The following is a 13,084-nucleotide window of genomic DNA, read 5'->3' as shown; positions in this document are numbered from 1 at the left end:
TGTCACCGCACTGAATGTCACTGTGCGGAAGGTCATTGCGCCGAACGCAGCAGCCCCATCTCGGCGGCGTGCACGCCGAGCTGGAAGCGGTTGCTCGCCTCGAGCCGGACCATGAGATCGGCAACATGGCGGCGATAGGTGCGCAGCGAAACGCCCAATCGCCGGGCTGCCACTTCATCTTTCACGCCGCTGTTGAGCAGGGTGACGATAGCGATCGCGGTGTCGTTGAAGTCCGCGCCGTTGCGGTGATCGCGAAATTGCCGGGATGCCGACCAGGTCCGCAGGGTGGACTCGTGAATCGCGCTGAGCAGCATGGGGTCGGTGACGATCAGGCCCCGCGGCTCGGCTGCCTGCGGACCGGTCCACAGCACGGCCGTCTTCCGGTCGATGACAATGGTGTTGCAGAAGTCGGATGCGGCGACGCGCACCTGCGAATCCAGTTGGAACGAATGCGAATACAGGTCGGGTGGGCGGGTTCCGGCATAGGACGGGGAGAGCAGCAGGCGTACCTGCTTCCCCGCCCTGTGCATCTGCTGCAGCAGGGAGCCACCGCGAGAGTAGCTGCGCTCCAGCCGGATCGGATCCGCGATAGCGAGCAGCGTCTCATTGCGCGCCTCACGCAGCATGCGATGCAGCGCGGTGCCCCAGCTCGCGTCCGGGCTGATGCGGATGACCTTGTCGCTGGCCGTCTTCGAAGCGCCGACGGCGGAAATCGCCGAGTCCAGTAGCTTTCGGGACTGTACGAGCAGATCCGCCAGATCGGCCTGCGGTGGAACGGACGTCATACGGTCATCCTGCCCCTTCACTACTGGGCGGTGCGGACCTTTTGCACGGCGTCGGTGAAGAGCTTTTCGAAGGCGGCTTGGTCGGGGGTGCCGGCCAGGGCGGCGGCGCGGACGCCGACGGTCATGCCGCGCAGGGTGGCCCACGCCTGGTAGGAGGTGCGGGTTTGGGGTTTGGTGTCCGAAACCGTGCTGGTGCTGGTGGCGCGGTAGGCGAGGGTTTGGACGCCGGAGAGGGCGTCGGGGGAGGGGAGGCGCTCCATCTTGACGACGGTGTCGATGTGCTGGCCGTTCACCGTGCTGGCCGAGGTGAGGGCGGCGCATTTCTCATTGGTGGCGGCCATGGTTCCGGTGTCGGCCAGCTTGTTCGCGACGAATTCCACGTAGACGGTCATATCCTCGGTGGTGGCCGCGGCCACGGCAGAATTGCCGATCAGATCATTGCTGAGTGCGGCCAGATCCACCTGCGGCTGTTTGCAGTCCGCGGGGGTGACCGTCGAATTCGCCATGGCGTCACCGAGATCGGAGACGCTGGAGCGCAGCTTGTCCGGCGGCAGGGTCAGCGGGGTGGTGTCGGCGGGGAATTCCGCGGCGCCCAGCACCAGCTGATCGCGCGGTGTGCTCGGCGCCGGGCCGGCGGCGGTAGCTTTCGTATCGCTGGTGCTCCCACCGCATCCGGCGCTCAGCAGTACCGCGCACACGGCGGTCGAGATCCATGCTCCTTTGTTCATCACGCGGCACAGCATGCCAGCAAGTCGCTGTCATCTCGGGGAGATGCGGGCCCTGTCGCCGTGGTGGCTCGAGAATTCGAGCCACCACGGCGCGCGGCATCAGATGTGGACGGGCAGCGCCGCCACATCGTTCTGGGTGAGCACCGGCAGATTGCCGATTTCCTGCTCCGGCACAGCGAGTTTCAGACCGGGGAAGCGGTCGAACAGTGCGGGCAGGCCGATCGAGGCCTCCAGCCGGGCCAGCGCCGCGCCCGGGCAGATGTGCGGGCCGTAGCCGAAGGAGATATTGCGGCCGGCGGTCGGTCGGGTGACGTCGAATTCGTCGGCGTCCTCGCCATGAATGGCGGTGTCGCGGCCGATCGCACGGTAGGACATGACCACACCCTCACCCCGCTCGATCACGGTGTCGCCCACGGTGATGTCCTCGGTGGCGAAGCGCATGAGCAGATGGGTGACCGGACCGTCGTAGCGCAGGGTCTCCTCGATGGCCTGCTTCCACTCCGCATCGCCGCTGCGCACCGTCTCCAGCTGCTCGGGGCGAGAGAGCAAGGCGCGCACCGCATTCACAATGAGGCTCACGGTGGTCTCGTGCCCGGCGGCGACCAGCGCCTTGAGATTGCCGACCACCTCCTCCTCGGTCAGCGGATCGCCGCCCTCGTCGGCCAGGATGAGCGCGCTGGTGAGATCGTCACCCGGTGCGGCGGTCTTGCGGCGCACCATCTCGGTGAAATAGACGTCCAGCTCATCGATCACGCGCAGTCGCTCGTCCTGCGGCGTCATCATCGAGAAGAACTTCTTGTACCAGTCCAGCAGTTTGGCCTGATCGGCCGGCGGCACCCCCATGAGCTCACTGATCACGCGCATGGGCAGCGGGTAGGCGAAAACCTGCTTGAGATCGACGACTGCGCCCTCCTGCGCCGCAGCCTCCAGATCGTCGAGCAGTTCGGCGGTGAGCGCTTCGATGAAGGGCCGCAACGCTTCCAGCCGGCGCGCGGTCAACGCCTGCGTGGTCTTGATGCGCAGCCGGCGGTGCTCGGACCCGTCCACGGTGAACATGGAGCGCCCGGCATCGATCATGCCGATCAGCGGCCACTGCCGGGTCACCACGCCGGAGGTCCACAGCCCCCAGGCATTGATGTCCTTGACGAGCCGGGTATCGGTGAGCAGCTGGCGGGCCAGTGAATGGTCGGTGACGGTCCACGCGGGGGCGCCGAGCAGTTCGATACGGGTGAGCGGCCCGGCGGCGCGCAGGGTGGCGGTCTCGCCGGCCAGATCACCGACCATGGGATCGATCGCCATGGCGTGGGGACATGCTGAACTCACTGGAAACCTCCGACTGCGCGAACTGGTGTGAAAACAACTGGAAGAGCGGACATTCCATGCATGAACGGCGAAGGACGGCGCGTCAGCTGCTGCGCGGGCACCGCGAGATCCAGATCGGGCAGCCGGTCCAGCAGCACCTCGATACCGGTCCGGGCGATGATCTCGGCAATATGCTGCGCCGGGAACGGGCAGCGGTATTCCCCGTGGCTGAAGGCGAAGTGCGCATTGTTGCCGGTCTGCACCGCATCCGAGACGTGCTGGCGCACATGCGGATCGGTATTGGCGGCCGCCAGGCCCAGTAGTAGCAGGTCCCCGGCGCGAATCACCTTGTCGCCCAGCCGGGTGTCGCGGGCGGCCCAGCGCCCGGCGAGAATGGAGGTCGGGCCCTCCTCCCACAGCACCTCGTTCATGGCCTGGCTGATACTGCGCCGGCCGCCGCCCAGCGCGGCGGCGAAGCGATCGTCGGTGAGCATGAGCCGCACCGAGTTTCCGACCCAGTCGGAGGTCGTCAGATGACCGGCGGCGGTGATCGCCATCAGATCGTTGACGTACTCCTCATCGGTGAACGGTGTGGGATAGGCGAGCATGCGCGAGACCAGATCATCGCCCGGCGCGGCCTTCTTCATGGCCACCAGCCGCTGCATATGCCCCATGAACTGCAGGTGCGCGCCCTGGGCATCGGCGCCGCCGTCGGCCATCACCTTCATGCTCCAGGCCAGATGCGGCCCTTCCTCTTTCGGAAGTCCCAGCAGTGCGCCCAGCGCCAGCACCGGTAGCGGTTCGGCGAATTCGGCCATCAGTTCGGCGGTACCGCGACCACAGAAGCCGTCGATCAGCCGATCCGCCAAATCCTCGCAGACGCGGCGCAATTCGAACGGATCCACCGATTCGAGCGCGGGTTCGACCATGGCCAGATGCCTGCGGTGCTCGGCCCCGGCGGTGAAATAGATGGACGGCATGGGCTGGCCGACCATGGGTAGCAGCGGCCAGTCCTCCGGAATATTGCCCCACTGATTCCACAGGCTCACATCACGCGGGAACAGTTCGGGACTGTTGGTGACCTGATGCATTTCGCGATAGCCGATGACCAGCCAGGCGGGTACGCCGCCGGGGAGTTCGACGGCGACCACCGAACCGTGTTCGCGCCGCATATCGTTGTAGAGGTGATGCGGGTCGGCTTGGAACCGGGGGCCGCCCAGCAGCACCGCGCCCGGCTGTACGGGGCAGTACCCTCGATCGGTCGGGGTCATCGCACGTTCTCCGGGGTGTAGAGATACTCGACCAGCGTGATCAGCACCTGTTTGCACGAATCACGGTGGCGGGCATCACAATCGATGAGCGGCACGTGCGGATCGAGATCCAGCGCCTCGCGAACTTCCGCGGGGCGGTAGGACTCACCGAAGTTGTTGCACGCCACGATGAACGGGGTGCGCTGATGCTCCAGCCGGTCGATGGCGTACCAGGAGTCGGCGATTCGGCGCTGATCCACCAGCACGATGGCGCCCAGCGCCCCGGTGAACAGCCGGTCCCACAGGAACCAGAAGCGTTCCTGTCCGGGCGCGCCGAACAGGTACAGCACATGCTCGGCGTCGATGGTGATGCGGCCGAAGTCGAAGGCCACGGTGGTGGTCGATTTGCCCGGCGCGCCCGCCAGATCGTCGACGCCCACACTGACCTGGGTCATGGTGGCCTCGGTGTCCAGGGGCCGAATCTCGCTGACAGCGCGCACCATTGTCGTCTTGCCGACGCCGAAACCGCCGACGATGACGATCTTGAGGCCTTGGCTGGCCGAGGCGTGCAGGGGTGCGTCGGCGCGGGCCGGCCGGGGGTCAAAGGTTGCGGAGTCCAACGAGCACCTTCTCCAGGGTGGTGGTGTCGGGCAGCGAATGCCATTGCGTGGCTGGGTTGTGCCGCGGATGCCGCACGGTGATCCGGCCCGCATGCAGCAGGTCCGACAGCAGGATCGTGACTATGCCGACCGGGAGCCGCAGCTCCGCCGCGATCTCCACGACGGCGGTGGGCGCCCGGCAGATCTCGAGGATGGCCGCATGCTCCGATTGCATGCCCGGCGCCGGATCGCTCTCGCTGACAACAAGAGTCACGAGATCGAAGGCGTCGGAATCCGGGCTGCTGCGGCCGCCGGTCAGCGTGTAGAGCCGGTCCGGATCCTCGTCTGGCCTGGTCACGACACGCCCGCTCCTCGTGGCGCCACGGTATCGCGCGCCTGCGCGCCGGAGGTGTCGCGGGTGCGCGGTGCGGCGGCGAGGTGGTCGCCCAGCTGCTCCACCAGCTCGCGCATATTGTGGCCGACCAGTCCGGCATCGGCGTCCTCCGCGGCGACCACCGCGATATGCGCGCCCACCCCGGCCTCGACGATGAACAGAATGCCGCCGTAGAACTCGGTCATGGACTGGCGCACACCCCCGCGGCCGTCACCGAACTCCACGGAGGCGCCGTGCGAAAGGCTTTGAATACCAGCGGCGATCGCGGCCAGCTGATCGGCGCTGTCGTTCCCCAGTTCCGGGGTGTGACAGATCTTCAGGCCGTCACCCGACAGCAGCAGGGCATGCCTGGCGCGCGGGGTACGGGTGAGCAGTTGCTCCAGCAGCCAGCCCAGCTGAGTTGCGGACAGTGTCATTTATCGGTCTCCAAGGCGGACGGGGAAGGGGTTGCGGCACTGGCATTCTCGCGCCCGTTCACCGCGCGCTGGAAAGCGCCCAGCGCGGACGGGGATACCGGCCGGGCATGGGCGGGGCCCGCCGGATCGTGCAGCGCGGCCAACCCCTCGGGATGCACGGCCGCGAGCGTCTGACCGCGCCGGCGCTTCGGGAGCCCGGACGCGGTGGAGGTCGGAGCATTCTCGTCCACCACGGCCGCCTCGATCGGCCGGTCGCCCAAAACCGAAGTGCTGCCCGAGAACCCGGCCGCCCCCTCCGGAAACGCCAGGGCGTTGACGGCACTCGCGCTGTTCACGCCGAAGAGCGCGGAATCGGCCTCGGCGAGGAAGGCATCGATGCGCCGCATGCCGGGACTCGTGCGCGGTCCGGCCGAATCGCCGCCGGTGAATTCGGCCGCCGCGCCGGGTCGACCCGGTTCCCGGCTGGTGAAGGCGGGCGGGAGGTACGGGGTCTCCGTATGCGCGGGGTGGGAGGGGCCGGAATTCGTGAACATCGGCGGCGAACTGGGCCGGGCCGAATCCGTGGCGTTGAGGCTCGGCCCGGTGCCCGCATCGCCACTGGCAAGGGCCGGTGCCGAGCCGATACGGGCCGCCTCGCCGCCGGGCAGGGCGGTCCCCGCGCCGGAACGGGTGGCATCCGCGCCGGGATGTGCGGTGGCCGGGCGGCCTGGTTCCAGGCTGGTCAGCGCGGCGGGGCGAGCCGGTTCAGGGCTGGTGAGGGCGGAGCGGCCGGTGGCCGCACCGGGATTCCGGGCGGGCAGGGGGATGGCGGCGAGGGAGCCGGGGGTGCGGTCCAGGCGGGTGGTGAGTTCGCGGGGAACGACCACGACCACGGCGGTGCCACCGATGGCGGAGGGGCGGTAGGAGACGGTGAGATCGTGTTTGCGGGCCAGATAGCCGACAACCGCCAGGCCCAGGCGGGTACCGGACAGTGAGGAGAGGTCGGAGCCGGCGCCGCTGTAGCGCGAGCGGCCGCCGCGCTGGGCGGGGTCGCCGGTGGCTCCGGGTTCGCCCCGGCCGGAAACGGTGAGTTCGGCTCGGCGCAGGGCGGATTCGCTCATCACCAGGCCGCTGTCCTCGATGGTGATCACCACGCCCGCGGGGACTTCCGCCGCGTAGACGTGCACCTCGGTGGTGGGCGGCGAGAAATTGCAGGCATTGTCGAGCAGTTCGGCCAGCGCGTGCATGATGCCCTCGGCCGCATGTCCGGCAATGGCGATCTCGGCGACGGCCCGCATCCGCACCCGCTGATACCCCGCCACCCGGCCCATGGCGCCGCGCAGAATCGATTCCATGGCAATGGGTTTGGCCCAGCGCCGACCGGAGCGCGAACCACTGAGCACCGCGATGCTGTCGGCCAGCCGACCCGCCTGCGCGGTGCGGTGATCCAGTTCCAGCAGATCGGCGAGGACCTTGGGATCGGCGTGCCGATGCTCCATTTCGCGCAGTTCGGCCAGCATGCTGGTGCTCATGGCCTGGATCCGCCCGGCCGCACCGGCGAAGGCCGCCATGGCCGCCGACAGCCGGTTATCGCTGTCCTTGGTCTCGCGCGCCTGTTCCGCGCCGGCCTCGGTAATGGTCTGAATCCGGCGGTGGCCGTCCGCGAGTCGCGCCTCGGCCTCGGCGATGATCGCCGCGGTGCGGGCTTCGGCCTGCTCCACCCGCAGGGCGGCGAGCTGTCGCTCCCGCCCGATCTGGGCGCGGAAGTACACGGCCGCAGTGGTTGCCGCGCACAGCAGTACGGCGACAATGCTCGCGCTGATCGCCACCGCGATCCGGATATCGCCGGGCGCGGTGAAGACCGCGACGCATACCGCCGCGACGGCCGCCGCGGCACCGGCCGACAGCGTCCCGAACGGCAGCCGCGCACCCCGAACGGTATTCGGCTCGCCGCCTGGGGGATTCGATGACTCCGACAAGCTCTGCACTTCCGCACTCACGTTCACCACGGCAGGCACCGCGGTGGGATCGAGCACGCCAGCGGCTCCGCACACGTGAAAAGTGGGGACCGGCAAGCGGATTCGGATCTAGCGGACGAGCATAGGCGGCTCGGAAGGTTGGCGCTACCTGAGGGAAACCGGCCTGGCAAAGGTCGGTCCCGATAGTTGGGACGAACTTCCGGTATCGGCAATCCGCTGTACAGCAGGGGTTCTCGGTGATCTGGGATCGAGGCTGCTACAGCATCGGATGCCGTCTCACTCTTGGTCCGCTACTTCTCGGTAGTAGTGGCGTGGCGGGTGCGAGCAGCTGCTATCAGCGACCCTATCGCGAAGGCGTAGACCGGGAGACTACCCAGGACGGCCCAGGAATCGCCGAGGTGAACACCGGGCAGCAGCAGGACAACTCCCCGGACGATGCCGACGGTCACCCCGAGCAGCCCGCCCAGCATGAATACCGCCATGGGCAGGCGCAGCCGGGACGGCAGGGCGCGATAGGTGATGCAGGCCGCCGCGAATATCGCCGCGCTGCCGAGGGTTACGGCTCCGGCGATGATCCACTTCTGCGCGGTGAGCACCCATTCGGGCGCGTCGAACGGGTCATAGGTCGCGAGAAGGACGACTTCGACGGCGGCCAGCGCCGTGTACGCCGCCTTGATCAATCCGGACCGCCCCCAGGCCTGGGCGACCGCGATGGCGAGCAGCACCCCGGCCGCCACGAGGGAGACATCGGCGATCAGCCCGGGCAGTCGCTCCAATTGTGTTGCCGACGTGGTGAGATCGTCACCCCAGCGGTTGACCGCGGGCGCGCGCAGCAGTGCCCACACCGCCAACAGCGCCACACCGAGTGTCAATGGCCGGGATACGGGATTCCGCCAGCGCGGTGCGCGCACCGCCGCGGCGATGGCGGCCAGCAGCGGAACGGCGTTGTTCACTGGAACAGCCTGGCGCCGGCCTCGCCGCGGGAGGGTTTGCGACGCGGCGAGTCGTTCTCCTCTTTATCCCGGCGCAGTAACTCGGTGAGCAATTGCCGGGTGCTCGCCTGCCGGATCGCGCTGCCGGATCCGGCGCGCTGTGCCTCGGCTTCGGTGATGATGCCGGCGACCACCTGCACCTCGACCGGATTGGCGCTGTAGGCGCGGGCGATTTCGATCAGGGTCTCCACCGGGGGCGTCGCCATTGTCAGATGCCGGGCGAGGGTGGCCTGCGGGATACCTGTCACCACGGCCATCGCCCGGGTGCTGTCGCCCCCCGTCAGCTCCTCGACCCACTGTTTCAACGGCTCATGCACGGTGTCATTGTCGCATGCGGCTGCCTCGAGTTCGGGACACGTGACCGGGGTCCGGAGTCGTGGCCGACCGGCCGGCTAGCGACTGCCGGTGCGCACGCCGTCGCGGATTTGATAGACGCGGGAGGTGGTGATGTCGCCGGCGGCCTTGGCGATGAGGAAGACGCGCGCGCCCGCGACCGTCGCCTCCTTGATCTTGTTGCGCCAGAGGTCGTCTGCCGTCTGCGCCGCCTGTTTGGCGGCCTCTCGGGCATCGGTGGCCGCGCGGACCTGTTCGAGGTACTGCTGCGTGGTCATCTCGGATTCCTTCCGCGGGTGCCGGGGTTCGAGGCAAACCGTAGGCGAATTGCTGAGTCGTAGTCAAGGCTGTTTGACTCGAAAATGACTCACCTTCACCGCCGGGCTCGGTAGAGCCCAAGGTCAGTGGCTTGGCAAACATCGTTGTTGTGCTGAGCACACCGGACCCGCCGTCCGGGCGTATGTGGTTCGCCATGCGTCAGATGTAGTTCGGCGGGGGTTCGCTCTGCGCGTAATGCCGACGCGACGACTTGACCTCAACCTTTGTCGAGGTCGGAGGCTGGTGTCCGAACGAAACAACCAGAGAGGCAGAACAATGCGAGTTGTCGAAGCGAAGACGTTCGGTGGACCCGAGGTGCTGACGGTGAACGAGGCGCCCGATCCGGTGGCCGGTCCGGGCCAGGTGGTGGTCGCCGTCGCCGCGGCGGACGTGATGTTCCTCGATACCCTGCTGCGCAGCGGCTGGGCCAAGGACTTCTTCCCGGTCGAACCGCCGTTCGTGCCCGGCGGCGCGATCTCCGGCGTGGTGGAGTCGGTCGGGCCGGAGGTCGATCCGGCATGGATCGGCACGCGCGTGGCCACGCCGACCGCCGCCAGCGGGATCGGCGGCGGCACCCCGACCGGTGGTTACGCCGAGAAGGCCCTCGCCAAGGTCGGCACCCTCGCGGTCGTGCCCGAGGAATTGAGCCTGGAACAGGCTGTGGCCCTTGCCCATGACGGCCGCACCGTGATGGCGGTCACCGATCGGGCCGCCATTCAGCCGGGCGAGTGGGTGCTGATCACCGCTGCCGCAGGCGGTTTGGGCACACTGCTGATCCAGCTCGCCCGATCGGCGGGTGCGCGGGTCATCGCGGCGGCGCGCGGTGCGGCCAAACTCGCACTGGCGCAACGACTCGGCGCGGACGAGGTGGTCGACTACTCGCAGCCCGACTGGGTGGATCAGGTGCGGGCGCGCACCGGCGGTGTGCAGGTGGTGCTCGACGGCGCGGGCGGTGCGATCGGCGCGGCCGCGCTGGCGGTCACCGTCCCGGGCGGCCGGATCATCGGATACGGCAATGCCGCCGGGGGATTCGCGCCGATCGATGCCGAAGCGGCTGCGGCGCAGGACATCACGGTGGTCTCGCTGTTCGAACTCACCGGCAGCGATGTCGATTGGCCGGCGCTGCACGAGCGGGCGCACGCGGAGGTGGCGGCCGGGCGGCTCGAAGTGGTCATCGGCCAGAGCTTCCCGCTGGCCGAGGCGTCCGCCGCGCATGCCGCCATCGAGGCCCGCACCGCCTCCGGTCGCACCATCCTCACGGTCTGACAGTCGGCGCGGCGCTCGGCGTGTCGAGGCTGTTCTCCCAGCTCCCGCTCTAATCGGCGGGCAAGCTGGGAGCCGGGCGGGGCTCGACCCGGAGGTAGCTGTGCGCTATTGGACAGGGCTGCGCGATTGGACTGGGTCGCGCGATTGGGCAGGGCTGATCGGCGCATTCGCGGCGGGTATGTGCCTCTGCGTCGTGCCCACCGCGGCAGCCGAGCCGAGCGTGCCGGTGCCGGCGCCGGGGCAGGTTCCCGCTCGCACCGCGATCTCCGTGCGCTCGGTGGTGCCCGGACTGGCCTGGGGCACGGCCAATGAGTCGGAGAGCGTCAGCGCGCTATCGCTCGCCAAGCTGTACCTGATCGACTACGCGCTGCGCCACGGCGACGCGTCCGCGGGCGATAAAGACCTGGGGGAGCGCATGATTCGCTACTCCGACAATGCCGCCGCGGACGCCATCGACGCGAAATATCCGCATGCCATCGATGAGATCGCCGCCGAGTACGGGCTCACCGCCACGCACGGTGCCGCCGAGTGGGGCAACTCCTCGACGAGCACCGCCGATGTGTCCGAATTCCTGGTGGCCAAACTGCGCTCGGATCCGGACAGCCCCATCCTCACCTGGATGCGCGAGCCCGGCGAGGTCGCCGCGGACGGCACCAGGCAGGACTGGGGCACCGCACGCCTGCCCCGGGTGCAGGGCACCAAGTGGGGTTGGTCGGACACCGGGGTGCCGGAGGTGTCGTCGGCCTCGTTCGGCCCGGGCTTCGCGGTCACCGCCCATACCTACGGCACGCCCGAGCAGCAGACCGAGGATGTGCTCGGGGCGGTCAACACCATGCTCGACGAGATGGTGCCGGCGCCGGGGCGTGAGCTGTTGCACGTTATTCCGGGCTTGCGGCTGGATAGTTTTAGTTTCACAATCGTTGTGTGATTACAACTGTCGGGGAACTCAGCAAGCAGCGTAAGACGCTGATCTTGGTCACCTGTTGTCTCAGCCTGCTGATCTCGTCGATGGACGCGACCATCGTGAATGTCGCCATCCCCACCATTCGGGACGATCTCGGCGCGGGGCTCAACCGGCTGCAGTGGATCGTGGACGTCTACACCCTGACCCTGGCCAGCCTGCTCATGCTCTCGGGCGCGGCCGCCGACCGCTTCGGCCGCAAGCGGATCTTCCGGATCGGCCTGCTCACCTTCGCGGTGGGCTCGCTGCTGTGCAGCCTGGCGCCCAGTATCGACTTCCTCATCGGCGCCCGGTTTCTACAGGCCGTCGGCGGTTCCATGCTGAACCCGGTCGCCATGTCGATCATCACCACCGTCTTCACCGGGCGCATGGAACGTGCTCGCGCCGTGGGTGTCTGGGGCGCCGTGGTCGGCATTTCGACGGCCATTGGCCCGCTGGTCGGCGGGGTGCTCATCGATTCGCTGGGCTGGCAGTCGGTGTTCTGGGTCAATCTGCCGATCGTCGCGATTGCGCTCGTGCTGACCACGCTCTTCGTGCCGGAATCCAAGTCGGCCAAATACCGCGGAATGGATTGGGCCGGACAGGCTCTGGCCATCACCATTATGTTCACGCTGGTATTCGGCCTGATCGAGAAGAAGCCGGTCATGTTCGCCGTGACGGCCGTGGCGCTCGTCGGCTTCCTCTGGCACGAGTCGCGCCACCCCTCGCCGTTCATCGATCTGCGCTTCTTCCGCAGCTTCCCGTTCACCTCCGCCACCGTCATCGCGGTCGCCGCCTTCGCCGCGCTGGGTGCGTTCCTCTTCGACGTCTCGCTGTATCTGCAAGGGGTGCGGGGCTTCTCGGCCGTGCACACCGGTCTGCTGTATCTGCCGATGGCGCTGGGCATGCTCATCTTCTCGCCGCTGTCGGGCCGGCTGGTCGGCCGGTACGGCACCCGGCCCTCGCTGCTGGCGGCCGGCGCCTTCATGACGGTCGCCGCGATCGGCCTGACCCGGCTCGCGCCGGACACCCCGGTGTGGCAGCTGATCATTATGTTCGCGCTGTTCGGCATTGGTTTCGGCATGGTCAACGCACCCATCACCACGGCCGCGGTGAGCGGTATGCCGCTCGATCGCGCCGGGGCCGCGGCCGCGGTGGCCTCGACCAGTCGTCAGGTCGGGGTGAGTCTCGGTGTGGCACTGTGTGGTGCGCTCACCGGTTCGGGGCTGTGGTGGACGATCGCCATGTTCGCCGTCACCATCCCCATGCTGGGAGTCGCCGCGAACACCTCGTGGGCATACCGGACCCGCGATCGCGTCGCCCCGCTGCTCGAACAGAAGGTCCCCGCTCATGCCGGATGACACACCCACCCCGGACCAGGTGTGGCGACAGCTCACCCATCTGGTGATGGACAGCCGCGACGCCTACCGGCGGGCGGTGATAGAGCGAACAGGTCTGCCGTTCAGTCGAATTCGAGTACTGCGCCGCCTGGCCGCCGGGCCGATGTCCGTCAAACAGGTCGCCTACGCCGCCACCCTGGACGCGCCCGCGGCCACGGTCGCGGTGAACGATCTGGAGGAACGCGGTCTGGTCGTGCGCGAAATCGATCCGACCAATCGGCGCTGCAAACTCGTGTCGCTGACCCGGGCCGGGCAGGAGGCGGTCGCCGAAGTGCTCGCCACGCCCGATCCGGCGCCGCCGCCCGTCGCCGCCCTCACCCCGGCGGAACTGCGCACACTCGCGGATCTGCTGCGCAAGCTCGAAGAGTGACCCACTGGTGGGCCATTCGGCCCGTAGGGTGGG

The 13,084-nt window shown here is 68.3% G+C and carries 15 protein-coding genes; 4 read left to right on the top strand and 11 right to left on the bottom strand.

Going from position 1 to position 13,084, the window contains the following annotated elements; genetic code table 11:
- Positions 1–32: 32 nt before the first annotated feature.
- The 11 genes from ABZX86_RS25250 to ABZX86_RS25200 form a co-directional block, all read right to left on the bottom strand.
- Positions 33–785, bottom strand: a complete 753-nt coding sequence (locus tag ABZX86_RS25250) for a hypothetical protein (RefSeq protein ID WP_355127126.1) — start codon at positions 783–785, stop codon at positions 33–35.
- Positions 786–805: 20 nt separating this feature from the next.
- Positions 806–1,516 carry a hypothetical protein gene (locus ABZX86_RS25245; RefSeq protein ID WP_355127125.1) on the bottom strand — a complete coding sequence of 237 codons (711 nt, stop codon included), beginning with the start codon at positions 1,514–1,516 and terminating at the stop codon, positions 806–808.
- 96 nt (positions 1,517–1,612) lie between these two features.
- Positions 1,613–2,812, bottom strand: a complete 1,200-nt coding sequence (locus ABZX86_RS25240) for a cytochrome P450 (protein ID WP_355127124.1) — start codon at positions 2,810–2,812, stop codon at positions 1,613–1,615.
- Positions 2,813–2,832: 20 nt separating this feature from the next.
- Positions 2,833–4,086, bottom strand: a complete 1,254-nt coding sequence (locus ABZX86_RS25235) for a cytochrome P450 (protein WP_355127123.1) — start codon at positions 4,084–4,086, stop codon at positions 2,833–2,835.
- Complete coding sequence (locus ABZX86_RS25230; protein ID WP_355127295.1) at positions 4,083–4,637, bottom strand: ATP/GTP-binding protein; 555 nt, start codon at positions 4,635–4,637, stop codon at positions 4,083–4,085. The genes ABZX86_RS25235 and ABZX86_RS25230 overlap by 4 nt, the downstream gene beginning before the upstream one ends.
- 28 nt (positions 4,638–4,665) lie before the next feature.
- The gene (locus tag ABZX86_RS25225; RefSeq protein WP_327141406.1) at positions 4,666–5,022 is read right to left on the bottom strand and encodes a DUF742 domain-containing protein; all 357 of its coding nucleotides are present in this window, start codon (positions 5,020–5,022) and stop codon (positions 4,666–4,668) included.
- A complete protein-coding gene (locus ABZX86_RS25220; RefSeq protein ID WP_355127122.1) occupies positions 5,019–5,474 on the bottom strand; it encodes a roadblock/LC7 domain-containing protein in 456 nt (151 codons plus the stop codon). The genes ABZX86_RS25225 and ABZX86_RS25220 overlap by 4 nt, the downstream gene beginning before the upstream one ends.
- The gene (locus tag ABZX86_RS25215) at positions 5,471–7,489 is read right to left on the bottom strand and encodes an ATP-binding protein (protein ID WP_355127121.1); all 2,019 of its coding nucleotides are present in this window, start codon (positions 7,487–7,489) and stop codon (positions 5,471–5,473) included. The genes ABZX86_RS25220 and ABZX86_RS25215 overlap by 4 nt, the downstream gene beginning before the upstream one ends.
- Before the next feature lie 233 nt (positions 7,490–7,722).
- A complete protein-coding gene (locus tag ABZX86_RS25210; RefSeq protein ID WP_355127120.1) occupies positions 7,723–8,385 on the bottom strand; it encodes a hypothetical protein in 663 nt (220 codons plus the stop codon).
- Complete coding sequence (locus ABZX86_RS25205; protein ID WP_297620521.1) at positions 8,382–8,741, bottom strand: hypothetical protein; 360 nt, start codon at positions 8,739–8,741, stop codon at positions 8,382–8,384. The genes ABZX86_RS25210 and ABZX86_RS25205 overlap by 4 nt, the downstream gene beginning before the upstream one ends.
- 75 nt (positions 8,742–8,816) lie before the next feature.
- A complete protein-coding gene (locus ABZX86_RS25200; protein WP_297620524.1) occupies positions 8,817–9,035 on the bottom strand; it encodes a hypothetical protein in 219 nt (72 codons plus the stop codon).
- Positions 9,036–9,351: 316 nt separating this feature from the next.
- Here ABZX86_RS25200 and ABZX86_RS25195 point away from each other — a divergent pair, with 316 nt between their 5' ends.
- The 4 genes from ABZX86_RS25195 (at position 9,352) to ABZX86_RS25180 (ending at position 13,051) form a co-directional block, all read left to right on the top strand.
- Positions 9,352–10,341: a zinc-binding dehydrogenase gene (locus tag ABZX86_RS25195; protein ID WP_355127119.1), complete on the top strand. Its 990-nt coding sequence runs from the start codon at positions 9,352–9,354 to the stop codon at positions 10,339–10,341.
- Between the two features lie 193 nt (positions 10,342–10,534).
- Positions 10,535–11,269, top strand: coding sequence for a hypothetical protein (locus ABZX86_RS25190; RefSeq protein WP_355127118.1), 735 nt, complete (start codon positions 10,535–10,537; stop codon positions 11,267–11,269).
- Positions 11,266–12,642 carry an MFS transporter gene (locus ABZX86_RS25185; RefSeq protein ID WP_355127117.1) on the top strand — a complete coding sequence of 459 codons (1,377 nt, stop codon included), beginning with the start codon at positions 11,266–11,268 and terminating at the stop codon, positions 12,640–12,642. Before ABZX86_RS25190 ends, ABZX86_RS25185 begins: the two co-directional genes overlap by 4 nt.
- Entirely contained in the window at positions 12,632–13,051 is a 420-nt protein-coding gene (locus tag ABZX86_RS25180; RefSeq protein ID WP_327141397.1) for a MarR family transcriptional regulator, read from the top strand. The genes ABZX86_RS25185 and ABZX86_RS25180 overlap by 11 nt, the downstream gene beginning before the upstream one ends.
- Positions 13,052–13,084: the final 33 nt, after the last annotated feature.

Origin of the sequence: Nocardia sp. NPDC006630 (genome assembly GCF_040611495.1) — a bacterium.
Classification (GTDB): Bacteria; Actinomycetota; Actinomycetes; order Mycobacteriales; family Mycobacteriaceae; genus Nocardia.
The sequence above is the reverse complement of the archived record's forward strand: the minus strand, read 5'-3'. Positions and strand labels throughout refer to the sequence as shown.